This window comes from Pseudomonas sp. GL_093 (assembly GCF_057837605.1).
In genome coordinates this window covers 3,259,552-3,284,547 of sequence record NZ_CM174448.1, presented here as the reverse complement: position 1 = coordinate 3,284,547, position 24,996 = coordinate 3,259,552, and the positions used below count along the sequence as shown (strand labels likewise).

Sequence of the window (24,996 nt, the reverse complement as noted above, 5' to 3'; positions counted from 1 at the left end):
GTTGAGATGATGACGATGAAAAAGCAGGTTGTGCTGTACAAGAAACTCTCGCCGCTGCTGATGGCTCGCCTGCACGAGCAGACCGAGGTGACGCTGATCGACAACCTCAATGCCGACGGCCTGGCAAAACTGCGCGAGGCCCTGCCCCGTGCCCACGGGTTGCTCGGTGCGAGTCTGAAACTCGATGCCGGATTATTGGACCTGGCACCTGACCTGGAAGCCATTGCCAGCGTCTCCGTGGGGGTCGACAACTACGACATCGACTACCTGACCGAACGACGGATCCTGCTCAGCAACACTCCGGACGTGCTCACCGAAACCACGGCCGACACCGGTTTCGCGCTGATCCTGGCGACCGCCCGGCGCGTGGTGGAACTGGCGAACATGGTTCGCGCCGGTCAGTGGAAGCGCAACATCGGCCCGGCGCAATTCGGTACCGATGTGCACGGTAAAACCCTGGGCATCATTGGCATGGGGCGGATCGGTGAGGCCCTGGCCCAGCGTGGGCATTTCGGTTTTGGCATGCCGGTTATCTACCACAGCCACTCACCGAAACCGGCGGTGGAACAGCGATTCGACGCGCAATACCGAAGCTTGCCGGAGCTGTTGCAGCAGGCTGATTTCGTTTGCCTGACCTTGCCGCTGACGGCTGAAACCGAAGGACTGATCGGGGCCGAGCAGTTTGCCCTGATGCGCCCCGAAACCATCTTCATCAACATTTCACGGGGCAAGGTGGTGGACGAGGCGGCGCTGATCCAGGCCTTGCGTGACGGGCAGATTCGCGCTGCGGGGCTGGATGTGTTCGAACGCGAGCCGCTGAACACCGACTCGCCGCTGTTGCAGCTGAACAACGTGGTGGCGACGCCGCACATTGGCTCGGCGACGCATGAGACACGGGAGGCGATGGCCACGTGTGCGGTGGACAATCTGCTGGCGGCGCTGGCGGGTGAGCGGCCGGCGAATCTGGTGAATACACAGGCGTGGAAAGCTTAAGAAATTCGGTGCCTGTCAGTCAGCCATCGCGAGCAAGCTCGCTCCCACATTGGTTGTGTGAACACTGGAGATCCAGTGTGGGAGCGAGCTTGCTCGCGATGAGGCCGGCAATGACAACGCAAACTTTCAGGCCCGACGCGCCTCCAGAAGGTCAGCCGCACACAACGCAATCCGCCGGCACGCATCCGCCAGCTTCAGCTGATCCACCACCAACCCCAGTCGAATATGCCCCGCCGCACTCGGCCCGAACGCTTCACCCGCCAGCACTGACACGCCATAACCCTCCAGCAGCCGCTCGGCAAAACTCTGGGCACACAATCCGGTCTGGCGCACATCAATCATCACGAACATCCCGCCATCAGGCCGGATCGGCCGGATGCCCGGGCAATCACTCAGGCTCGCGCACACCAGGTCGCGACGCTGGCGATACTCCTCACGCATCAGCGCCACTTCCGGCAGATCCTCATCCAGCGCCAATTGCGCGGCGTTCTGAATGAAATCCGGAATGCCAAACAGCATGCACAACGACAGGTGCACCAAGTGTTCGGCCAAAGGTTTCGGCCCGATCACCCAGCCCACTCGCCAACCACTCATGGCATGGGATTTGGACAGGCTATTGATGGTCGCCGTACGCTCGGCCATGCCCGGCAGGCTCGCCGGGCTGATGTGCTCGCCTTCGTACAACAGATCGCTGTAGACCTCGTCGCTGATCAGCCACAGGTCGTGACGAACACACAGCGATGCCAGTTCCTGCCAGACCATCAACGGCAAACTGGCGCCGGAAGGATTGTTCGGACTGTTGAGCAAAATAGCGCGGGTCTTGGGGGTGATCAGCGCCGCGACATCCGCCGGATCGACCCGAAAGCCGTTCTCGGGGCGCACGGCCACCGGCACCACTTTGGCCGCGCAGGCACCGAACACACCTTCATAGGTCACGTACATCGGTTCGGCGACGATCACTTCATCGCCCGGGTCGAGCAGGCATTGCGCGACCGAATACACCGCACACTGCGCGCCCGGCAGCACGATCACATGATCCGCATCCACCGCTTGACCACTGCGACGTCGATGACGGTTGGCAATGCTATCGCGCAACCCCCGACTGCCACGTATTGCCGGGTAGTGGGTATCACCGGCCAACAAGCTATCGATGCACGCCTGAACGATGGGCTGCGGCGTATCGAAGTCGGGATCGCCGATCGATAGCAACAGCACATCAACACCCTGCTCGATTAATTCCAGTGCTCGGTCATGAATCTGCCAGGCCGCAGCGCCGTCACCGGCGATTCGTTTGGTCAAGGCTGAATAGCGCATGTAATTCTCCAGTCGCGCGGGTTCCAAGCCTCAACCCTATCTCAAATCACGAAACGCGCCACCATGGCATTTAAATCCACAGCCAGGCGCGACAGTTCGTGCGTCGCGGCGCTGGTCTGGTTGGCGCCAGCGGCGGACTGAGTGGCCAGGTCGCGGATGTTCACCAGGTTGCGATCGACTTCGCGGGACACCTGGGCCTGTTCTTCGGACGCGCTGGCGATCACCAGGTTGCGCTCGTTGATCAATTGGATCGACTGAGTGATCTGCTCCAGCGCAACGCCGGCGGCGCGGGCCATTTCCAGGGTGCTTTGGGTGCGTTGATTGCTTTGCTGCATTGAGGAGACCGCTTGGCCGGTGCCGTTCTGGATGCCGGCGACCATTTTTTCGATTTCCTGGGTCGATTGCGCGGTGCGATGGGCCAGCGCCCGGACCTCGTCCGCCACCACCGCAAAACCGCGCCCGGCTTCACCGGCACGGGCGGCTTCGATTGCAGCGTTCAGCGCCAGCAGGTTGGTTTGCTCGGCGATGGCGCGGATCACGTCCAACACCTTGCCGATGTCGCGCCCCTGAGCGGCCAGGCCTTCGATCATCACCGAGGTGTTTTGTACATCGTGGGTCATGGTCTGGATCGCGCCGACGGTTTCCACCACCCGGTCGCGACCTTCGCGGGCCGCCTGGGTCGACTGGTTCGAGGCTTCGGACGTCGACACCGCGTTGCGCGCCACTTCTTCCACGGCAGCGGTCATTTCGTTGACGGCAGTGGCGGCCTGTTCGATTTCGTTGGTCTGCTGTTGCAGACCACGGGACGCTTCTTGGGTGACCGTGCTGAGTTCTTCAGCGGCGGCACCCAGTTGGGTGGCGGAACCGGCGATCTGTTCGATGGTTTTGCGCAGGCTGGCCTGCATCGCGGACAAGGCACCGAGCAAACGGGCCGGTTCGTCTTTGCCATCGACCTCGATGACGTTGGTCAGGTTGCCGCCCGCAATGGTTTGCGCCGCCTGCAATGCACGGTTCAGCGGTGTGACGATGCTGCGGGTCAGCAGCCAGGCCAGCAGCACGGTCATCAGCGCCGCAATCACCGCCACCACGATGATGCCGGTAATCGCGCTGCGGTACTGCTCGCCTGCTTCGGCCGAGGCGGTTTTCGCATCGGCATTATTCAGCGCCACCAGTTTGTTCAGCTGCTCGCCCATCTGGTCCGTACCTTCCTTGATCCGGGTGTTGATCAGCGTGCGCATCTCATCGAGCTTGTTCTGCCGCGACAGCTCCAGCATCTGGTTCTGGGCTTGCATGTAGCTGTCCAGGGTTGCCGTGAAGGTCTTGTACAGCGCGGCTTCTTCCGGGGTGGCCGACAACGCTGCATAGCTGGATTGTGCGCTGCGAACCTTGTCGACCAGCACGCCGATACGCGTCTGGGCTTCCTGCAACGCAGCCGGATCACGGTTGACCAATACCCGGAACGAGAGAATGCGCAGACGCAGGACGTTTTCCGTCAGGTTGCCGAGAAAACCGACGCTGGGCAGCTGCTTGGTTTCCATGTCGATGGAGGCTTGGTGGATGGTCGTCATGCGGTTCACGGCAAACACACCCAGCACGATGACGAGCAAGGCAATGAAGGCAAAACCCAGGAAAGCTCGAGGCGCGATATTCAGATTACGCAGTGACATAGGATGATTCTCGGGTGATGGGGCTACGAGCATCCTTGCGTGATCGCTGAAGGGCGGGCGGCGGCGCACGCGCTTTCAGTTTGGCGCCACTGTTGGAATAGGTTTGTGTGGGCCTATTGGCTGTATCGGCTGGGGATGAGGTTTTTTGCGGGGAGTTGAGAAATATATTTCAGGAGGTTATGAGTGTTTCACCCATGAAACACTCTGGTTCCATGTAGCAGCTGCCGAGCCTGCGAGGCTGCGTTCGGCGACGGAGTCGTCGTGAAATCAGACGCTGTGGTGTGCCAGGAAAACTGCGTTCGCAGGGTTTACGACGACTTCGTCGCCGAACGCAGCCTCGCAGGCTCGGCAGCTGCTACAGGTGATCGTACGGCTTCAGGCTTTGCGAGCGGCCACCCGCCAAACCCGCGCAATATCACTCGCCCGCTCCCGCAACAACCGCGGAGCCTCGGCACACGCCTGCTCCAGCGTCATCGGTCCACTGGCCAAGGCAAATGCGGCATCGATGCCATGTTCGTACAGTGCTTGATAACCCTCCCCCAGTGTCCCGGCGAGGACAATCACCGGTACGCCGTGCTTCCGTGCAATACGCGCCACACCAAATGGCGTCTTGCCGCGCAGGGTCTGAGCGTCGAAACGACCTTCACCGGTGATCACCAGGTCGGCGCCCTTGACCGCATCGTCCAAACCGACCAGTTCGGCGACCACTTCAACACCGGCCTTGAACTGCGCCCCCAGAAACGCCTTGGCGGCAAACCCCAGGCCGCCTGCCGCACCGCTGCCCGGTTCGTCACGAACGTCTTTGTTCAGGACTTGCGCGCACCGTTCTGCAAAGTGCCCGAGCGCGCGATCCAGTTGCTGGACTTGCTCGGGGGATGCACCTTTTTGCGGGCCGAAAATCGCTGAGGCACCGTGAGGGCCGCACAGTGGATTGTTGACGTCGGCGGCGATGTCGAATCGCACCTCGGCCAGACGCGGATCGAATTCACTCAGATCAATGCGGGCCAGCTGTCCAAGCGCCAGACCACCCGGTGCCAGTGTTCGGCCGTGTGCGTCGAGCAGTTTGACGCCCAAGGCTTGCATCGCACCCGCCCCGCCGTCGTTGGTGGCGCTGCCGCCAATCGCCAGAATGACCCGTTGCGCCCCGGCATCGAGCGCCGCGCGGATCAATTCACCAGTGCCGAACGTGCTGCTGAAGCACGCATCACGCTTGCCCGGCGGAACCAGTTGCAGGCCACTGGCCTCGGCCATTTCGATAATCGCGGTGTGACTCTGAGGCAACCAGCCCCAGGCGGCCTCAACCGTCGCGCCGAGCGGCCCGCGAACTGGGGTGCTGCGCAGTTCGCCCTCGCACGCCGCCAGAATCGACTCGACGGTCCCCTCCCCGCCGTCAGCCATCGGGCATTTGACCAGTTGCGCATCAGGCCAAACCTGCGCCAACCCGAGAGCAATGGCATCAGCCACACCCTGGGCACTCAGGCTGTCCTTGAACGAATCGGGGGCGATGACGATTTTCATGCGAATTCTCCAGTTCCAATGCGCTCCATGCTGCCAGCAGGCAAGCACAATAACGCCGGTCCGCTGCACAAGCGGCCATGACGATTATTGTTCATTTCCACAAAACCTATCTGTCCCTACACATTCCTTGTAGCAGCTGCCGAGCCAGCGAGGCTGCGTTCGGCGGCGCAGCCGTCGTGAAATCATGCGCCGCGGAGCATCAGGTAAACCGTGCTTGCAGAATTTACGACGGCTGCGCCGCCGAACGCAGCCTCGCAGGCTCGGCAGCTGCTACGGGTTGGTGTTCGGTGCATCAGTTTGGGGGAGGAGTTGGACGCCGAGGTAAAGCGCCAGCATTCCGTCCAGTCTTAGCGGATCAACACCACTAAGCTCGGCAATCCGCTCCATCCGATAACGCAGACTATTGCGATGAATACCCAGCGCATCGGCACACGCCTGGCTCTGACCATCGTGATCGCACCAGCAGCGCAAAGTCGCCAGCAGTTGGCCGTTGCCATCCTTGGCGATGACTTTGCGCAGCGGTTTGAGCAACTCGTCCAGCGCGTCATCGTTGCGGTGCCGCCAGAGCATCACCGGCAACCGGTAACGGTTGAGCGTCAGCAAGCGGGAGTGCGGCAACACCTCTCGCCCATAGGCCAGCAAGTCACCGACGCGGCGGTAGCAACGACGCAATCCCGACAGTCCATCGGCCTGCCCGCCCACAGCGATGCGCAGAATGTTCCAGCCGAGGCCGTCGAGTTTTTCCAGCAGCCGATCGTTCTCGATCGCCTGCGCGGCCGGTCGGCACCAGAGCAACGAGGACTTGGCCGAACTCACGCACCAACTGTCCGGGTAGCGCGAGGTCAACCAGGCGCTGAGCGCCTCGACGGTTTGCCCCGGACCGTGTTCCATCCCTAACTCGAACAGGTACGGCACCCGCGTCATCTGCGGCTTGAGCCCCAGTTGTTGCGCTTCATCGATCAACCGCGGCGAATCCCCGGCCTCGCTGAGCAGCAACGCCAGCAGATCGTCGCAACGCTGGCGCCGCCATTGCTGTTCGGCCTGCTGATTACGTTGACCGACCAGCATCTCGGCGGTCATCCGCACCAGTTCGGCGTAGGTGCGCAATTGCTCGGGTTCACCGGTGATGCCCAGCACGCCGATCAAGCGCTGATCAAGCAACAGCGGCAAGTTGATGCCCGGCTGAACGCCTTTCAAATGAATCGATGTCTGGGCGTCGATCTCCACCACTCGCCCGTTGGCCAGCACCAGTTGCGCGCCTTCATGCCGGGTGTTGACCCGCTCAGGTTCGCCGCTGCCAAGAATCAGGCCCTGGCTGTCCATGACGTTGACGTTGTACGGCAGGATGGCCATCGCCCGGTCGACGATGTCCTGGGCCAGGTCGTGATCGAGTTCGAACATAGCGGGGATCCTTGAAAGCGTGATGGAGCGGATTGTTCACCCGCACAGGCCTTGGTGGCAAACCCTGTGCTCAGGCACAAAGACAATGACCCAAGCGGTGGCCGAGACTCACCGGGCGGTCAACGTTACCCTTGCATCGCAAAAAATCATAATAAAGAGAGAGCCCGCCATGTCACAGAGCGCCGCCGCTACCCAGGCCATCGTTGACGAAAAAAACGCCGTCTACAAACGCATTACCCTGCGTTTGATTCCCTTCATCTTCATCTGCTACCTGTTCAACTACCTCGACCGGGTGAACGTTGGATTTGCCAAGCTGCAGATGCTCGACGCACTGAAATTCAGCGAAACCGTGTACGGCCTCGGGGCCGGGATCTTCTTTATCGGCTACGTGTTGTGCGGCGTCCCCAGCAACCTGGCCCTGACCAAATTCGGGCCGCGCCGCTGGATCGCGCTGATGATGATCGTCTGGGGCTCGCTCTCGACCTGCTTGCTGTTCGTCACCACCCCGACCGAGTTCTACACCCTGCGCCTGTTCACCGGCGCGGCCGAAGCCGGGTTTTTCCCGGGCGTGGTGCTCTACCTTTCGCAGTGGTTTCCGACCTTCCGCCGTGGCCGCATCATGGCGTTGTTCATGTCGGCGATCCCGGTGTCCGGCCTGCTCGGCAGCCCGTTTTCCGGCTGGATCCTCAATCACTTTGGCGCAGGCCAGGCGGGTTTGGCGGGCTGGCAGTGGATGTTCCTGCTGCAAGGTATCCCAACCGTGATCCTCGGCGCCCTCGCCTACTTCCTGTTGAGCGACAGTTACGCCAACGCCAAATGGCTCACGCCCTTCGAGCGTTCGGTGCTGGAAGCCGACCACGCCGAAGACCTGGCCAACAAACCGAAAACCACCACCGATTCGCTGCTGGCGGTGTTCAAGAACCCGGCGATCTGGGCCTTCGGTCTGATCTATTTCTGCATCCAGAGCGGCGTCTACGCGATCAACTTCTGGCTGCCGTCGATCATCAAGAACCTGGGCTTCAGCGATAACCTGGTGATTGGCTGGCTCAGTGCGATTCCGTACCTGCTGGCGGCGCTGTTCATGTTGATGGTCGGCCGCTCGGCGGACCTGCGCAAAGAACGCCGCTGGCACTTGGTGGTGCCGATGCTGATGGGTGCGGTCGGTTTGCTGATCGCAGTGAACTTTGCGACTACACCGGCCATTGCCATCCTCGGCCTGACCATCGCCACCATGGGCGCCCTCACCGGCCTGCCGATGTTCTGGCCAGTGCCGACTGCGCTGCTCAGCGCGGGCGCTGCGGCGGGTGGTTTGGCGTTGATCAACTCCATGGGGCAGATGGCCGGGTTCCTGAGTCCGTATCTGGTGGGTTGGGTCAAGGACAGCACCGGGTCGACCGATGCCGCGCTTTACCTGCTGGCGGGCGTGATTGTTTGCGGGAGTTTGTTGGCGTTGCGTATGACGCGGGCGTTGCGGGTGTAAGGTTTGACGACAACAAAAAACGGCCCTTTCGGGTAATGCCGATCAGTTAAGGAACGACACAATCCGTAGCAGCTGGCGAAGCCTGCGTTCGGCTGCACAGCAGTCGTAAAATCAGACGATGCGGTGTTTCAGGAAGACCGCAACCTCAGGTTTTACGACTGCTGCGCAGCCGAACGCAGGCTTCGCCAGCTGCTACGGATCGCGTTTTTTGGCTTTACTGCTCGTCGCTACCCTTGCGGGTCGATGTTATCCAACGCCCGATTCACCGCCAGTTCGCCCAGCATGATGATCTGCGCAATCCCCAACAGTGAATTGCGACTCGCCCCCTCCAAATGGTCCACCAAATCCATGGTCATGACATTCGCTGATGCCAACGACTCGCAAGCATGGCCCAGCAGGGTTTCGGTATCGAGCTCCGGGTTGACGATGAACATGGTGCCAGGTGTGCGCGGGGTGGCTTTGATGTGGGCAGCCAGCTTGAGGTAGTGATCGAGGGCGCGGTCGGCGGCTTCGTGGAGTTTTTTGGAGTCGAGGGTTTCGTGCGGGGAAACGTCGTCGGTTTCTGGCGGATTGGGCGTTACTTTGAACATAGATGAAACTCCTTACGTCATTAAAAGGGAGCCATCACTCTCGCTACCAAACGAGGGTGGCGGCCATGCGCAGGTTGGTAGACCGGGACGTAAGGAAACCGGCGCGCCCGAAGACGCCCTGTGCATGACCACCATAATGCAGATACGAACAAACGCTGCGAATCATGATGCTTAGCACCTTACGATTACCCGGGGCTACCAAACCCCCATCGCTGTTGTTCAGCGACGGGTGAAACGATAGAGCCCAGGCCCAAGGCGCACAAGCCGGCGGATTCTGGCGTAGTCGTAGGCAGCGGCGCAAGGATGTGTAGCCCGAATCAGTATCTGGAGATGTCGATTAAACAACTCAGTCATTGCTCACTTTTCAATCGATAGGAGAGACAGATCTCCTGGGATAAATAGATCTGTCCCCTTAATCTCTCTTTAGCCTTACTCGAGACCGGCTAATGGGTGTCCCTGATTAGACCCTAATCACCGTGACCGTTGCGCGGTTAAAGTTGCAGACATAAACGCGGGTACCGTCCGGGCTGACGGCGAGCCCGTACGGATTCTCGAACCCAATGTTCGTCAGGACTTGATTCGTCGCCGTATCAATCACCGCAACCGTATGGCTAGTATATTTGCCGACATAGGTGCGGGTACCGTCCGGGCTGACGACGATCCCGTACGGAGCGCCCCCGACCCCGATGGTCGTCAGGACTTGATTCGTCGCCGTATCAATCACCGAGACCGTGTTGCTATTTATGTTGCTGACATAAGCGCGGGTACCGTCCGGGCTGACGGCGATCCTGCTCGGATAGTTTCCGACCGGGATGCTCGTCAGGACTTGATTCGTCGCCGTATCAATCACCGAGACCGTGTGGTTACCAGCGCTGCTGACATAAGCGCGGGTACCGTCCGGGCTGACGGCGATCCCGTACGGACTCCCGATCCCGATGTTCGTCAGGACTTGATTCGTCGCCGTATCAATCACCGAGACCGAGTTGCTAGCCACGTTGCAGACATAAGCGCGGGTACCGTCCGGGCTGACGACAACCCCCCTCGGAGTGTTCCCGACCGGGATGGTCGTCAGGACTCGATCCGCCGCCGTATCAATCACCGAGACCGTGTGGCTAGCAGAGTTGCAGACATAAGCGCGGGTACCGTCCGGGCTGACGGCGATCCCGTACGGATTGTTTCCGACCGGGATGGTCGTCAGGACTTGATTCGTCGCCGTATCAATCACCGAGACCGTGTTGCTATTTATGTTGCTGACATAAGCGCGGGTACCGTCCGGGCTGACGGTGATCTCGTACGGACCGTTCCCGACCGGGAAGCTACCGACCGGCCCCAGCCCCGTAACGGTTACGGTTGCGTTGGCGACCTGAGCACCACTCATAGCGCTCAGACTGTAAGAGCCGGGGATGAGAGCGCCTTTGATGCGGCTGACACTGAGCCTGCCGACAGCGTCGGTGATGAACTCGCGCTGGCCGCTGCCGCCATCGGAATACATGAAATTGGCCGGGAGATTCAGACTGAGCTTGCCCCCAGGGACGGGGGTGTTATTGCTGGTACTGAGAAGCAACTCAACGTTCTTCAGCCGGCCAGCCGGGGCGATGGTGTAGGGCGCGTTGATGAAGGTCGGCACGCCATGCTGTCCTGCGGCCTCACCCGTCACCTGCGCCGTCGCCGTTTTGGACGTGGCAATGACCACGCCACTTCTGACCTGCTCATAGATCACCCTCACCACGCTGTCGGCAATGACCTCGGCATTGGGCACCATCAATTTATAGGTGAACGGGAGCCCCGAAACGGTGGCTTCAACGGGATGCGGCACCGCCGGGCCGCCAGGCGGCGTTGACGTGTATTTCACGCGAATGATGTCATCGGATTGCCACTGCGGTGCATCGGCATACACCAACACGGTCAGATCCTTGCTACCGAGTTTGCTGAGGTCGATGGTTTTCGGGTCATCGCTGGGGTCATCCGGGTCTTCGGCAAGTCTGGGTGCCGCCAGCCGATTGGTCTTGAGATACACATCCACCAACAACGAAACCGACCACGGCGAATCCGTATCAGGTCCGTTTCCCACCTGATCGGTCACGGTGTACGAAAACACGAACCGGGGATGATCACCGGCGCGTTCGAAAACGGCTTTGTCGACGGTGACGCAAATCCTTGTCGGCTCGGCAGAAGGAATGGCCGGTGCTTCGTCAGGCGTGACGTACCGGTAGACGTCCTGGCCGTTGCAGTTCAACAAGATTCTGTCGTAGGCCCGGCAGTAAGGGTAAGAGAAACATACCTCCACACCCTCCTCCGCGAGGTCGGCGCCAATGCCGTTTTCTAGTACTTCCTTGGGCAGAATCAGTTTCAGTTCAGAGTGGCCATCGTCGCCATGCTTGCGGTCTTCGATACCGGGGCGGATGGCGTTGTACAAGATCTCCAGCGGTGGCGTGGAGGTGCCCATGTTCTGGCTGCCACGGGTCACCGTATAGGTGAGGCGGTTGACGAACTCGGGCCTCAGCAGATTTTTGGGAATGTACAGGAAGACAGAATCATCCGTGGATGCTGTCTGCGTACTGGCGATGTTTGGTTGGCCGTTCAGGTTCAGCGCAACGGTATCGTTCGGTGCCTGCCCCTGGTACGCATCCACCTTAACCCTGGCGCCCATGGGGGACAGGTCATAAATCCGTATAGAGACACCGCAATGTCCCCCCTCCACCGGTATCGTGCTTTCGAGCACATACGGCAGATACAGCACCAAAACGGTGTTGTCGGACGAAGTTTCAGCGAGTGTATTGGTGGATTCGGTGGTCATGAAAACGCTCCTTCGTGGAACGACCGGGAGGGTCCGGCGGTTGGAGCTATCACACAGGGATCAGGGGCGGACTGGCTACTGTCAGATCTGACAGTGGCGACGAGTGGTTACCCCGACCTTCATTCGAGGTGTTGAAGCGCCCGAACGTTTCTGGGGGTTAGTACCCGCTGGGTTTCTTACGCCATTTCATCACGGCTTGCACCGTCAATCCCAGACGACCAAGCTTTGCCTGGCGCACATAAATGCGCCCCCTTTTTCCGATGAGGAAACGGGTTTGACGGGTTCAACCGATCGGGTTTGGCGAGGGAAACACCCTGCAGTTTAGAACTGCAGGGTAAGCGGACATTTAGTTGACTCGCGATCGGCTAATGGGTGTCCCTGATTAGACCCTAATCACCGAGACCGTTGCGCTACCAGTGTTGCAGACATAAACGCAGGTACCGTCCGGGCTGATGGCGATCCCGCCCGGAGTGTTCCCGACCGGAATGTTCGTCAGGACTCGATTCGTCGCCGTATCAATCACCGAGACCGTGTGGCTATGCACGTTGCAGACATAAGCGCGGCTACCGTCCGGGCTGATGGCAACCCCCCACGGACGGTTCCCGACCGAAATGTTCGTCAGGACTCGATCCGTCGCCGTATCAATCACCGAAACCGTGGTGCTACCAGAGTTGCAGACATAAGTGCGGGTACCGTCCGGGCTGACGACAACCCCCGCCAGAGTGTTCCCGAACTGGATGTTCGTCAGGACTCGATTCGTCGCCGTATCAATCACCGAGACCGTGAAGCTAGCATGGTTGCAGACATAAGCGCGGGTACCATCCGGGCTGAAGGCAACCCCGATCGGTTCGTCCCCGACCGGGATGGTCGTCAGGACTCGATTCGTCACCGTATCAATCACCGAGACCCCGTGGCTAGCACTGGTACTGACATAAGCGCGGGTACCGTCAGGGCTGACGGCAACCCCCCTCGGAATGCCCTCGACCGGGATGGTCGTCAAGACTCGATTCGTCGCCGTATCAATCACCGAGACCGTGTTGCTACTCCAGCTGCAGACATAAGCGCGGGTGCCGTCAGGGCTGACGGCAACCCCCTCCGGATCGCTCTCGACCGGGATGTTCGTCAGGACTCGATTCGTCGCCGTATCAATCACCGAGACCGTATGGCTAATCTGGTTGCAGACATAAGCACGGGTACCGTCCGGGCTGAAAGCGATCCCGAGCGGACCGTCCCCGACCGGGATGCTCCCGACCGGCCCCAGCCCCGTAACGGTTACGGTAGTGTTGGCGACCTGAGCACCACTGGTGGCGCTCAGGCTGTAAGAACCGGGGACGAGAGCGCCTTTGACGCGGCTGACGCTGAGCCTGCCGGCATCGTCGGTGATAAAGTCGCGGTGGCCGCTGCCGTCATCGGCGTACCTAAAGTTGGGCGGGAGAATCAGACTGAGCTTGCCCCCGGGGATGGGGATGTTATTGCTGGTGCTGAGAAGCAACTCAACGTTCTTCAGCCGGCCAGCCGGGGCGATGATGTAGGGCTCGTTGGTGAAGGTCAGCACGTCATGCTCCGCGGCCTCACCCGTCACCTGCGCCGTCGCCGTTTTGGACGTGGCAATGACCTTGCCACTTCTGACCTGCTCATAGATCACCGTCACCACGCTGTCGGCAACGACCTTGCTGTTGGGTATGTCCCAAGAGAATTGCCCCGGCACCTGTTTAATTGGCAGAGTTTGTTCATGGGTGGCAACCGGACTGCCATCCACCAGAGCGGTGAACGTCAGGTGGATCTCATCCCCCACGTCCCAGATCGCATCGATCAGATGAATCAAGGCCCACAACGGCCCGCCGTTCAGCTTGGCGAGATCGACGATGGCCGGGTCGTCATTGTTCTCGGTCAGGATTTCTCGAAGTATTGGCATTGCCAGCGTTATACGATCGAGATGAACATCCGCATTAACAATATCCGACCAGGTCGGTGGCCCGTTCGGATTGGTCAAATTATCGACCACCCGAAACTTGAAGGTGAAATCCGTATCGTTCCCTCCTTGTTCCAACACCTCTCGGGCAATCGGAATAACGACGGTTTGCGGTGCCGCGGAGACTGGCGGTTCAACCTCCGGCACTAATTGATGCCTGACCACAACGCCATTGCAATCGACAAAAATACGGTCATACCACTGAGCATTCTTGTAGGTCACGGTCACCGACACATCGTCCGCCTGATCGGCACCGATACTCTCGTGGCTGACGTTAATGGCCAATACCGGCGGAACGTCACCCGGTGGGGAACTGCGGTAGAGCAGAATCAGGTCCTTGGTGAATTCTTCATTTTGGGAGGGGCGTTTGACACCAAATTTGATGTTGTTGCGGCCCCTCTGAAAACGTTCGGAGGGAATGGTCAGCGTTGTGTTTTCACTTTCCTTGCCTTTGGCGATGGTCACTTCATTTGCAAATTCATCGTTCAGGTAAAGCGTGATCAGGTCATTTTCTGTCTGCCCAATGTAGGCAAACAAAATCACGCTAAAACCATCAACCGCAGTGGCATGAGCAATGGAAGCACCGCCGTGCGCCACGGAGTCGGGGGGCACCAACTCGACCATTTTTGGCGCGTAAGGCAGTGTCAGCGAAAAGAGGTCAATCGTGTGTTCGTTTTCCATCGCACTATCTCCAGGGACACTGAGTTCACGGAAGCGGAATCAGGAACAGCTGGGGTGATGTAACGCGAAATTATTAACGAGCGGCTACTGTCAAATCTGACAGTGGCGACGAGTGGTTACCCCGCCCTTCATTCGAGGTGTTGAAGCGCCCGCCCGTTTCTGGGCAAAAATTGCTGCCAGGCGCTTCGTCGATAAATCAGATTGCCCCGCCCCACCGTTCTGGTATTTGATTGAGCCTTTCTCCCATCGGTAAAAGGATTTCGTCATGAGCTATCGCACGCTGGGTCATTCGGGTTTACAGGTTTCCACCCTGACTGGGCGTGGGAATGCGTCCCCTTTTCTCCTTTTCCGATGAGGAAACGGGTTTGACGGGTTCAACCGATCGGGTTTGGCGAGGGAAACACCCTGCAGTTTGGAACCGCAGGGTATGTGGACATTTAGCCTTGACTCGAGACCGGCAAATGGAGGCCCTGATTAGACCGCAATCACCGAGACCGTGTGGCTACCCTGGTTGGTACCGTGGTTGCTGACATAAGCGCGGGTACCGTCCGAGCTGATAGCGATCCCGAACGGAAAGTTCCCGGCCGGGATGTTCATCACGACTTGATTCGTCGCCGTATCAATCACCGAGACCGTGTGGCTACCAAAGTTGCAGACAAAAGCGCGGGTACCGTCCGGGCTGACAGCGATCTCGGACGGAGCGTTCCCGACCGGGATGTCCGTCAGGACTCGATCCGTCGTCGTATCAAGCACCGAGACCGTGTGGCTGTGATTGTGGCTGACATAAGCGCGGGTACCGTCCGGGCTGAACGCGATCCCGTACGGATAGTTCCCGACCGGGATGGTCGTCAGGACTTGATTCGTCGCCGTATCAAGCACCGAGACCGTCCGGCTACTCCAGTTGCAGACATAAGCGCGGGTACCGTCCGGGCTGACGGCAACCTCCCTCGGATTGATCCCGACCTGGATGGTCGTCAGGACTCGATCTGTCGCCGTATCAATCACTGAGACCGTGTGGTCAGCATAGTTGCTGACATAAACGCGGGTACCGTCCCGGCTGACAGCGATCCCCGTCGGACCGTCCCCGACCGGGATGCTCGTCAGGACTCGGTGCGTCGCCGTATCGATCACCGAGACCGTGTCGTGTGTAGAGTTGCAGGCATAAGCGCGGGTACCGTCCGGGCTGACGGCAACGTCCCACGGAGAGATCACGACCCGGATGTCTGTCAGGACTTGATTCGTCGCCGTATCAATCACCGAGATCGTGTGGCTACCATAGTTGCAAACATAAGCGCGGGTACCGTCCGGGCTGACGGTAACCCTCTTCGGAGTGTTCCCGACCGTGATGCTACCGACCGGCCCCAGCCCCGTAACGGTTACGGTTGCGTTGGCGACCTGAGCACCACTGGTGGCGCTCAGACTGTAAGAGCCGGGGATGAGAGTTCCTTTGACGCGGCTGACACTGAGCCTGCCGACAGCGTCGGCGATGAAGTCGCGCTGGCCGCTGCCGCCATCGTCGTACCTAAAGTCGGGCGGGAGAATCAGACTGAGCTTGCCCCCGGGGATGGGGGTGTTATTGCTGGTACTGAGAAGCAACTCAACGTTCTTCAGCCGGCCAGCCGGGGCGATGGTGTAGGGCGCGTTGGTGAAGGTCGGCACGCCATGCTGTCCTGCGGCCTCACCCGTCACCTGCGCCGTCGCCGTTTTGGACGTGGCAATGACCTTGCCACTTCTGACCTGCTCATAGATCACCGTCACCACGCTGTCGGCAATGACCTTGCTGTTGGGTATGTCCCAAAAGAATTGCCCCGGCACCTGTTCAATTGGCAGAGTTTTGTCATGGGTGGCAACCGGACTGCCATTCACCAGAGCGGTGAACGTCAGGTGGATCTTATCCTCCACGTCCCAGATCTCATCGATCAGATGAATCAAGGCCCACAATGGCCCGCCGTTCAGCTTGGCGAGATCGACGATGGCCGGGTCGTCATTGTTCTCGGTCAGGATTTCTCGAAGTATTGGCATTGCCAGCGTTATACGATCGAGATGAACATCCGCATTAACAATATCCGACCAGGTCGGTGGCCCGTTCGGATTGGTCAAATTATCGACCACCCGAAACTTGAACGTAAAATCTGAATCATCCCCACCTTGTTCCAACACCTCTCGGGCAATCGGAATAACGACGGTTTGCGGTGCCGCGGAGACTGGCGGTTCAACCTCCGGCACTAATTGATGCCTGACCACAACGCCATTGCAATCGACAAAAATACGGTCATACCACTGGGCATTTTTGTAGGTCACGGTCACCGACACATCGTCCGCCTGATCGGCACCAATGCTCTCGTGACTGACGTTAATGGCCAATACCGGCGGAACGTCACCCGGTGGGGAACTGCGGTAGAGCAGAATCAGGTCCTTGGTGAACTCTTCATTTTGGGAGGGGCGTTTGACACCAAATTTGATGTTGTTGGGGCCCCTCTGAAAACGTTCGGAGGGAATGGTCAGCGTTGTGTTTTCACTTTCCTTGCCTTTAGCGATGGTCACTTCATTTGCAAATTCATCGTTCAGATAAAGCGTGATCAGGTCATTTTCTGTCTGCCCAATGTAGGCAAACAAAATCACGCTAAAACCATCAACCGCAGTGGCATGAGCAATGGAAGCACCGCCGTGCGCCACGGAGTCGGGGGGCACCAACTCGACCATTTTTGGCGCGTAAGGCAGTGTCAGCGAAAAGAGGTCAATCGTGTGTTCGTTTTCCATCGCACTATCTCCAGGGACACTGAGTTCACGGAAGCGGAATCAGGAACAGCTGGGGTGATGTAACGCGAAATTATTAACGAGCGGCTACTGTCAAATCTGACAGTGGCGACGAGTGGTTACCCCGCCCTTCATTCGAGGTGTTGAAGCGCCCGACCGTTTCTGGGCAAAAGTGCTGCCAGGCGCTTCGTCGATAAATCAGATTGCCCCGCCCCACCGTTCTGGTATTTGATTGAGCCTTTCTCCCATCGGTAAAAGGATTTCGTCATGAGCTACCGCACGCTGGGTCATTCGGGTTTACAGGTTTCCACCCTGACCCTGGGCACCATGATGTTCGGCGAACAGACCAGCACCGAAGATTCCCTGCGGATCATCGACAAGGCCTGGGATCAGGGCATCAATTTCATCGACACTGCGGACGTTTACACCAACGGCCGCTCCGAAGAGATCGTCGGCGAAGCGATTGCCGGTAACCGCCATGAATGGGTGCTGGCGACCAAGGTAGGTTTCGGCCCGGTGGACGGCGTTCCGAACCGCAGCGGCCTGAACCGCAAGCACCTGTTCAATGGCATCGACGCCAGCCTGACGCGTTTGGGCACTGACTATCTCGACATCTATTACCTGCACCGCGAAGACCACAACACGCCGCTGGAAGTGACGGTGTCGGCGATTGGCGATCTGATTCGTCAGGGCAAGATTCGCTATTGGGGTTTGTCGAACTACCGTGGCTGGCGCATCGCCGAGGTGATTCGCGTGGCCGATCAACTGGGCGTCGACCGGCCGGTGATCAGTCAGCCGCTGTACAACATCGTCAACCGTCAGGCGGAAACCGAGCAGATCACTGCCGCGCAAAACTATGGCCTGGGCGTGGTGCCTTACAGTCCGCTGGCGCGTGGTGTGCTCAGCGGTAAATACGCGCCGGACGTGAAGCCGGATGCCAACAGCCGCGCCGGCCGCGCCGATAAACGCATTCTGGAAACCGAATGGCGCGTCGAATCATTGCGCATTGCTCAGCAGATCCAGCAGTACACCCAAGGTCGCGGCGTGGGCATCGTGGAATTCGCCATCGCCTGGGTGCTGAACAACAGCGCCGTCACCTCGGCCATCGTAGGGCCGCGCACTGAAGAACAATGGGATGCCTACACCAAGGCGCAGGCGGTGAAGATTACGGCTGAGGATGAGGCGTTTATTGATTCGCTGGTTGTGCCTGGGCATGCGTCGACGCCGGGGTTTAATGATGTGAGCCACTTTGTGTCGGGACGCAAATCGCGTTCGGCTTGAGATTGATCGCGAGCAGGCTCGCTCCCACAGGGTTCTGATGTCGATCACGGTCAAATGTGGGAGCGGGCTTGCTCGCGAAAGCGGTGTATCTGTCGACATTGATATTGAATGTGCAGGCCTCTTCGCGAGCAAGCCCGCTCCCACAGTGGGTCGGTGTTGATCGATCGGACAATATTCAGCACAAAAACCACGTATCCTCCGCACCCGTTTCACGTTCAGCTTCGCGAGGACAGTTTGTCTAAAGGTATCGCTCTATCGGTTTCAGCCTCGGTGCTGTTTGCCGTTATGTATTACTACACTTCGTTGCTCACGCCTTTGAGCGGCGTGGAAATCTTCGGTTGGCGCATGCTGCTGACCCTGCCATGCATGACGGTGTTCATGGTGGTCTCCGGTGAATGGAAACGCGTGGTCGCCCTTTTTCGGCGGCTGGTTGGCCAACCAAAATTGCTCGCCGGCCTGATCCTTTCCGCGACGCTGCTTGGCCTGCAACTCTGGTTATTCATGTGGGCGCCGCTCAACGGCTATAGCCTCGACGTGTCCCTGGGCTACTTCCTGTTGCCGCTGTCCATGGTGCTGACCGGGCGGTTCGCCTATGGCGAGCGACTGTCTTACCTGCAAAAGGTTGCCGTGTTTTTTGCTTCCCTCGGTGTGCTCAACGAGCTGTATCAGGTCGGCGGCTTTTCCTGGGCGACCTTGCTGGTCGTCATTGGTTATCCGCTCTACTTCATCCTGCGCAAACGACTGGCGACCGACAACCTCGGCGGTTTGTGGATGGACATGGCCTTGATGTTGCCCGTGGCGTTCTGGTTCGTTCAGGGCGGTGATCAAGGTTTCGCCGTGTTCGATCAACACCCGTGGTTATCACTGCTGATCCCGTTGCTCGGCGTCATTAGCGCATCGGCGCTGGTGGTCTACATCATCGCCAGCCGGTTGTTGCCGTTCAGCCTGTTCGGGTTGTTGAGCTATGTCGAACCGGTGCTGTTGCTCGGCGTCGCGTTGCTGCTGGGGGAAAGCATCAAGCCCGGTGAGTGGCTGACCTACATCCCGATCTGGTTGGCTGTTGTGGTGTTGGTGTTCGAAGGGTTCAAACATCTGGTCCGGCATCGACGGAAATCGATGTAGGACCGGCACGAAAAAGCCCGGTCAGCATTGCTGCTGACCGGGCTTTTTTTACATCTGAAACGGCTTAGTCGGTGGAGAGCACACCACGACGAACCTGGTCGCGCTCGATGGATTCGAACAGCGCCTTGAAGTTGCCTTCGCCGAAACCATCGTCGCCTTTACGCTGGATGAATTCGAAGAACACCGGGCCCATCAGGGTTTCCGAGAAGATCTGCAGCAGCAGACGCTTGTCGCCGGACTCGGACGAACCGTCCAGCAGAATGCCGCGCGATTGCAGTTGATCAACCGGCTCGCCGTGGTTCGGCAAACGACCTTCGAGCATTTCGTAATAGGTTTCCGGCGGCGCGGTCATGAAGCGCATGCCGATGCTTTTCAGGTGATCCCAGGTCTTGATCAGGTCATCGGTCAGGAAGGCAACGTGCTGGATGCCCTCGCCGTTGAACTGCATCAGGAACTCTTCGATCTGCCCGGCACCCTTGGACGATTCTTCGTTCAGCGGGATTTTGATCATGCCGTCCGGGGCGGTCATGGCCTTGGAGGTCAGGCCGGTGTACTCGCCCTTGATGTCGAAGTAACGGATCTCGCGGAAGTTAAACAGCTTCTCGTAGAAGTTGGCCCAGTAGGCCATGCGACCGCGATACACGTTGTGGGTCAGGTGGTCGATGATCTTCAGGCCAGCCCCGACCGGGTTGCGGTCAACGCCTTCGATGAATACGAAGTCGATGTCGTAGATCGAACTGCCTTCGCCGAAACGGTCGATCAGGTACAGCGGCGCGCCGCCGATGCCTTTGATCGCTGGCAGGTTCAGTTCCATCGGGCCGGTTTCGATATGAATTGGCTGAGCGCCCAGTTCCTGAGCCCGGGCAAACGCCTGCTGGGCATTCTTGACGCGGAACGCCATGCCGCACACCGACGGACCGTGCTCGGCCGCGAAGTACGAAGCAACGCTGTGCGGTTCGTTATTGAGGATCAGGTTGATCTGGCCCTGACGATACAGGTGCACGTCTTTGGAACGGTGGGTCGCGACCTTGGTGAAGCCCATGATCTCGAAGATCGGCTCCAGGGTGTTCGGGGTTGGCGATGCGAATTCGATGAATTCAAAGCCCATCAGGCCCATTGGGTTTTCGTATAAATCTGCCATGGTTGGCGCCTCATCATTTTCTTGTCAATTAACGGATCGTTAGTTGCTAGCAATGCTGAGACCGGCGGGTGGCGCGCAGGAGATGCCCCGCACGCTGCGGGCGAGGAAGTCACCGTAGATCAATTGAAACCCAAAACTCTTCATTGTCGACCCAAGGCTATTGCGGGCGAGGCTTCTGCTGCCAGAAGACGATTATTCTTATATGCGTAACCCGATTCTACACAGCGTAAATAGGTTTGTCCGCCTTCTGTATCAAATCCCCTTTTTCCCTGCTCGCGCAAGGGGTTTGTTGCACAGGAAAATCCCCGCGAGGATCAGCCCTCCTCCCAGGCACATCGCCAGGGTCAACTGCTCGCCCAACAACAGCGCACCGAGGATCACCGCAGTCAGCGGGTTCAGGGCGATGAACACGCCTGAACGCGTCGCGCCGATTTTGCGAATGCCGTCGTAATAGCCGATATAGGCCAGCGCCGAACCCAATACGCCCAGGTACATCAGGCTCAACCATTGCGTTGGTCCGAGGCTGGCGAGTGCAGCAACACTCAACTCACCGCGAACAGCACTGGTCACCCACAGCATCAGCGTTCCCAACAGAATCGAGTACGTCACCGTTTGCACCGGGCCTAGCGTCTGGTTCAGATCTTTGGAGAACAGCGAATAAACGCCCCAGCCGAGCACACAGCCGAAGATCAACAGATCGCCGATCCAGGCGTCAGCATTACCGGCCAGCAATTGCGGGTTGCGACTGACGATCACCAGGCTCGCTCCGGCAATACAGATCGCAATTCCGACAACTTTTGCTCGACTCAAGCGCTCCTTGAACAACAGCCACGACGCCAGCCCGATCACGGCCGGGTTCAACGCCACGATCAATGACGCCCGTGAGGCATTGATGTAGTGCAGCCCATAAAAGAAGCACAGGTTGTAGAAAAAGATCCCGAAAAAACCCAGCAGCGCCAATTGCAGCCATTGCCTGGGGCTGGGCCTTGCGAGGGGCACGCGGGCCAGTAGCAGAAACACCAGCAACGCCACGCTGGCCAGCAAGAATCGCAGGCTGGCGGCAAACAAGGGGCTGAGGCTGTCGGCCAAAAACCGCCCGGCGACAAAGGTGCCGCCCCAGATCATGGTGACGGCAGCCAGTTTCAGATAAACCGGGACATCCGAAGGGTTGGACAGGCTCTGCTCACAGGTCGTCATAGGTTTCCAGAACGAGAAATCGGGGAGATGACGTATCATTCGACTAATACCTTCTCATCGTAAAATGAGTAAACACTCATGACCCTTACCCAACTCGAGATCTTTTCTCTGGTCGCCGAGCTTCACGGTTTTACCGCGGCAGCCAATCGCTTGGGGATTTCCCAATCCGCGGTCTCTCATGCCCTCAAGTCGCTGGAACAGGAATTGGGCGTGGAGCTGCTGCGCCGGCATCAATCCCGGGTCGAACTCAGCGACATCGGCCAACAGCTTCTGCTGCGCGCCCGGGCGATGCTGGGCCTGGCCAACACCTTGCGCCAGGAAGCGGCCGATGCTCGCGGAATGAAACGCGGCACGTTGCGCATCGGCTCGTTTGGCCCGACCTCATCGATCAAACTGCTGCCGCTGATCCTGCAGCACTACCGCGCGGCCCACCCGGGCATTGAGGTCCATATAGATGAAGGCCCGGACCGACAGGTGATCCAGTGGCTGGAGGAGCGGCGGATCGATATCGGCTTCGTGGTATTGCCCGAGGAGCGGTTCGACACCTTTGCGCTGATCGAAGACCAAATGGTCGCGCTGCTGCCCGTCGATCATCCGCTGGTCCGTCGCGACAGCCTGACCCTGAGCGATTTGTGCAACGACCCCTTTGTATTGACCGAGGCCGGTTCGTCGGAACTGGTGTCGCGACTGTTCAGTGCCGCTCGGCTGACACCGAACATCCGTTATCGCTGTTCGCAACTACTGAGTACGCTGGACACCGTTGGCCGAGGCGATGCGCTGACGGTCGTCGCCGAAAGCTCATTGCCCGATGATCGCGACGGTCGCTACGTAAAAAAACCACTGTCGCCACCGGTCACGCGCCAGGTTGGTCTGGCGGTGCTCGACCAGCGCCAGTCATCACCCGCGACGCTGGCTTTTATCAAACTGGCCGAGCGCCTGAACTACCGCTAAGCGGCACACTAACCGAGGGCCAGTGGAGCAAAGTGATTACCTGACCACCCACGGCGTGAACTTCTTGCAAGGTTATCTATTCGGCCGGTCGATGCCCGGCGCGGACTTCATTAACGCATTAAGTCACCATTAACTAGCGACGCTCAGCGACGAGACAAGGAGATCGCACCCCAATTTGAATCAAAAGACTACTGTTGTTACATGAAGAAAAAGACAGGATTTACTCTTGGCCAATTAACTACTACAATTTTTCATGCCTGCGCTAGATTGGCAGGTGAGCCATTATCACCGAGTCGCTTCAAGGCTCTTGGCTTATAGCTTTGTTTGCGGTTGGTATCAGCCAAACACACTATTGGAGTAAAGATATTGTCCAGACTCGCTGAATTTCGTGCAGCTGAAAAGGCCCTTCAAGAGCAGCTCAAGCAGCTGGAAACCCTGAAGAATGATGCCGGGCTCAAGAAAGAAATCGAATTCGAAGAAAAGCTCCAGGGGCTGATGAAAACCTACGGCAAGAGCCTGCGCGACATCATCGCCATTCTCGATCCGAACCCGGCAAAATCCGGTCTGCAACAGGCCACGCCTAAAACCCGCCGCGCTCGCGTGGTCAAGGTTTATCAGAATCCGCACACCGGTGAACTGATTGAAACCAAGGGTGGCAACCACCGCGGCCTGAAAGCCTGGAAGGAACAATACGGTGCAGCTACCGTTGATTCCTGGCTGCGTGGCTAAGCACTCGCGGTGACAAAAAAGCCCTGCCAATGCAGGGCTTTTTCATGGACGCCTTCTAAATGCAACGATTGGCGTCGATCAACTCGCTACTTGCTGAATAACTTTGTGCTTAATCCGTTTGGGTATCTAAAAATTTCAGAATGCGCTGAAACCGGTAGCCATTGAAATCTTTAACTAAAGTTTCAAGCTGTTACGGGCCGCGTCTATTTCATCCTGACTTGCTTTATAAACCTCAGCCTGCCCCGCGTAGGAAAGAACATAGGCCTTATCGCCATCCACGGCGGCAACCAATGTTTGAGAGAGCACATGCCTTCCGTTCTGCGTGATCGTGCAGGTAGTTTCCAGCGCTGATAAGCGGCTCAACGTCGTCGGGTGAATCTTGTTGCAGACACTTTGATAACCGCCTTGAAAGAAGTCCTTCTGCACCGACTTGCGCATCTCCAGCAATACGCCCTGCAGATTCACCTGATGACCACTTTCCACCTGAGTCATGGTCAACTCCATCACCATTACCGGCGTGCCGCCCTGATCGTTTTTCACCGCGCGCTGGCGGGATACCTGGGCGTTGGCATCATCTTGCGGGACGGCTTCGACCTCCCAGCCGTTGGGCCAGGTCATGACTGGCTCGTCTGCGTGAGCGCTGTTAACACCTGAAAGCACACAGATCAGGACGACCATCGATTTACAGAAACGAATCATTGCACTGAACACTCACGGATTGAACCGTAAAGTCTGAGCCTCGCCCGTCTGTCAGGCAATAGCCGACGCTTTGGGTTTGGTGATGTCCGAGCCCTTGCGTATCATTGTCGCCATTCGTTAGCCCCACTTATTTTCCGGAGGGCCCATGAGCCTGTACGAATTGAACACCTTCCCAGGCGTGACTGCCCAACCTGACACCGCCACCCAGAAGTTCGTCTTCAACCACACCATGCTGCGGGTCAAGGACATCACCAAGTCCCTGGATTTCTACACGCGCATTTTGGGTTTCTCGCTGGTGGAAAAACGCGATTTCCCGGAAGCCGAGTTCAGCCTGTACTTCCTGGCGCTGGTCGATAAAAACCAGATCCCGGCCGACGCCGCTGCGCGCACCGAGTGGATGAAGTCGATCCCGGGCATTCTCGAGCTGACCCACAACCACGGCACCGAGAACGACGCGGATTTCGCTTACCACAACGGCAACACCGACCCGCGCGGTTTTGGCCACATCTGCATCTCGGTGCCGGATATCGTCGCTGCGTGCGAGCGCTTCGAAGCGCTGGGCTGCGATTTTCAGAAACGCCTGAATGACGGCCGTATGAAGAGCCTGGCGTTCATCAAAGACCCGGATGCGTACTGGGTTGAAATCATCCAGCCTGCACCGCTGTAAAAAAAGCTCGCTGCCACAAAAAAACCCCATGATCGCTCA

Annotated in this window: 18 protein-coding genes; 7 read left to right on the top strand and 11 right to left on the bottom strand. The window is 58.6% G+C overall.

Annotated features, from left to right (window positions below; all coding sequences use genetic code 11):
- The first annotated feature begins 15 nt into the window (after positions 1–15).
- A complete protein-coding gene (locus AC3IUE_RS15220; RefSeq protein ID WP_489268485.1) occupies positions 16–993 on the top strand; it encodes a 2-hydroxyacid dehydrogenase in 978 nt (325 codons plus the stop codon).
- A 126-nt stretch (positions 994–1,119) separates the two neighbouring features.
- On the opposite strand, the gene AC3IUE_RS15215 is transcribed toward AC3IUE_RS15220, so the two are convergent.
- The 4 genes from AC3IUE_RS15215 to AC3IUE_RS15200 form a co-directional block, all read right to left on the bottom strand.
- The gene (locus AC3IUE_RS15215) at positions 1,120–2,307 is read right to left on the bottom strand and encodes a pyridoxal phosphate-dependent aminotransferase (protein ID WP_056739878.1); all 1,188 of its coding nucleotides are present in this window, start codon (positions 2,305–2,307) and stop codon (positions 1,120–1,122) included.
- A 41-nt stretch (positions 2,308–2,348) separates the two neighbouring features.
- Positions 2,349–3,974 (bottom strand): methyl-accepting chemotaxis protein, encoded by a 1,626-nt coding sequence (locus tag AC3IUE_RS15210; protein WP_489268483.1) that lies wholly within the window; start codon positions 3,972–3,974, stop codon positions 2,349–2,351.
- Positions 3,975–4,349: 375 nt separating this feature from the next.
- Positions 4,350–5,492, bottom strand: a complete 1,143-nt coding sequence (locus AC3IUE_RS15205) for a glycerate kinase (RefSeq protein WP_489268481.1) — start codon at positions 5,490–5,492, stop codon at positions 4,350–4,352.
- A gap of 270 nt (positions 5,493–5,762) precedes the next feature.
- On the bottom strand, positions 5,763–6,893 hold the full coding sequence (locus AC3IUE_RS15200; RefSeq protein ID WP_489268479.1) for a sugar diacid recognition domain-containing protein: 1,131 nt from the start codon (positions 6,891–6,893) through the stop codon (positions 5,763–5,765).
- Positions 6,894–7,062: 169 nt separating this feature from the next.
- Here AC3IUE_RS15200 and AC3IUE_RS15195 point away from each other — a divergent pair, with 169 nt between their 5' ends.
- On the top strand, positions 7,063–8,373 hold the full coding sequence (locus AC3IUE_RS15195; RefSeq protein ID WP_489268477.1) for an MFS transporter: 1,311 nt from the start codon (positions 7,063–7,065) through the stop codon (positions 8,371–8,373).
- Between the two features lie 227 nt (positions 8,374–8,600).
- On the opposite strand, the gene AC3IUE_RS15190 is transcribed toward AC3IUE_RS15195, so the two are convergent.
- The 4 genes from AC3IUE_RS15190 to AC3IUE_RS15175 all read right to left on the bottom strand — a co-directional run bounded on the left by AC3IUE_RS15190 (position 8,601) and on the right by AC3IUE_RS15175 (position 17,173).
- On the bottom strand, positions 8,601–8,963 hold the full coding sequence (locus AC3IUE_RS15190; RefSeq protein ID WP_489268475.1) for a DUF6124 family protein: 363 nt from the start codon (positions 8,961–8,963) through the stop codon (positions 8,601–8,603).
- A gap of 460 nt (positions 8,964–9,423) precedes the next feature.
- Positions 9,424–11,760 (bottom strand): YVTN family beta-propeller repeat protein, encoded by a 2,337-nt coding sequence (locus AC3IUE_RS15185; protein ID WP_489268473.1) that lies wholly within the window; start codon positions 11,758–11,760, stop codon positions 9,424–9,426.
- Positions 11,761–12,142: 382 nt separating this feature from the next.
- On the bottom strand, positions 12,143–14,413 hold the full coding sequence (locus AC3IUE_RS15180; RefSeq protein WP_489268471.1) for a beta-propeller fold lactonase family protein: 2,271 nt from the start codon (positions 14,411–14,413) through the stop codon (positions 12,143–12,145).
- A gap of 474 nt (positions 14,414–14,887) precedes the next feature.
- The gene (locus tag AC3IUE_RS15175; protein WP_489268469.1) at positions 14,888–17,173 is read right to left on the bottom strand and encodes a YVTN family beta-propeller repeat protein; all 2,286 of its coding nucleotides are present in this window, start codon (positions 17,171–17,173) and stop codon (positions 14,888–14,890) included.
- Between the two features lie 264 nt (positions 17,174–17,437).
- Here AC3IUE_RS15175 and AC3IUE_RS15170 point away from each other — a divergent pair, with 264 nt between their 5' ends.
- Positions 17,438–18,451: an aldo/keto reductase gene (locus tag AC3IUE_RS15170; RefSeq protein ID WP_489268467.1), complete on the top strand. Its 1,014-nt coding sequence runs from the start codon at positions 17,438–17,440 to the stop codon at positions 18,449–18,451.
- A 234-nt stretch (positions 18,452–18,685) separates the two neighbouring features.
- Complete coding sequence (gene rarD, locus AC3IUE_RS15165; protein ID WP_056740099.1) at positions 18,686–19,573, top strand: EamA family transporter RarD; 888 nt, start codon at positions 18,686–18,688, stop codon at positions 19,571–19,573.
- A 64-nt stretch (positions 19,574–19,637) separates the two neighbouring features.
- Here rarD and hppD read toward each other — a convergent pair whose 3' ends face one another.
- Both hppD and AC3IUE_RS15155 read right to left on the bottom strand, forming a co-directional pair.
- The gene (gene hppD, locus AC3IUE_RS15160) at positions 19,638–20,714 is read right to left on the bottom strand and encodes a 4-hydroxyphenylpyruvate dioxygenase (protein ID WP_046047435.1); all 1,077 of its coding nucleotides are present in this window, start codon (positions 20,712–20,714) and stop codon (positions 19,638–19,640) included.
- Between the two features lie 252 nt (positions 20,715–20,966).
- Positions 20,967–21,911, bottom strand: coding sequence for a DMT family transporter (locus AC3IUE_RS15155; protein WP_489268853.1), 945 nt, complete (start codon positions 21,909–21,911; stop codon positions 20,967–20,969).
- A 78-nt stretch (positions 21,912–21,989) separates the two neighbouring features.
- On the opposite strand from AC3IUE_RS15155, the gene AC3IUE_RS15150 reads away from it, so the two are divergent.
- On the top strand, positions 21,990–22,862 hold the full coding sequence (locus AC3IUE_RS15150; RefSeq protein ID WP_489268464.1) for a LysR family transcriptional regulator: 873 nt from the start codon (positions 21,990–21,992) through the stop codon (positions 22,860–22,862).
- Between the two features lie 366 nt (positions 22,863–23,228).
- Positions 23,229–23,591 carry a histone-like nucleoid-structuring protein, MvaT/MvaU family gene (locus AC3IUE_RS15145; RefSeq protein ID WP_008155126.1) on the top strand — a complete coding sequence of 121 codons (363 nt, stop codon included), beginning with the start codon at positions 23,229–23,231 and terminating at the stop codon, positions 23,589–23,591.
- Between the two features lie 174 nt (positions 23,592–23,765).
- Here AC3IUE_RS15145 and AC3IUE_RS15140 read toward each other — a convergent pair whose 3' ends face one another.
- Positions 23,766–24,290 (bottom strand): DUF4946 domain-containing protein, encoded by a 525-nt coding sequence (locus AC3IUE_RS15140; RefSeq protein WP_191623506.1) that lies wholly within the window; start codon positions 24,288–24,290, stop codon positions 23,766–23,768.
- A 145-nt stretch (positions 24,291–24,435) separates the two neighbouring features.
- Here AC3IUE_RS15140 and gloA point away from each other — a divergent pair, with 145 nt between their 5' ends.
- A complete protein-coding gene (gene gloA, locus AC3IUE_RS15135) occupies positions 24,436–24,957 on the top strand; it encodes a lactoylglutathione lyase (RefSeq protein WP_056739858.1) in 522 nt (173 codons plus the stop codon).
- The last annotated feature ends 39 nt before the right edge of the window (positions 24,958–24,996 follow it).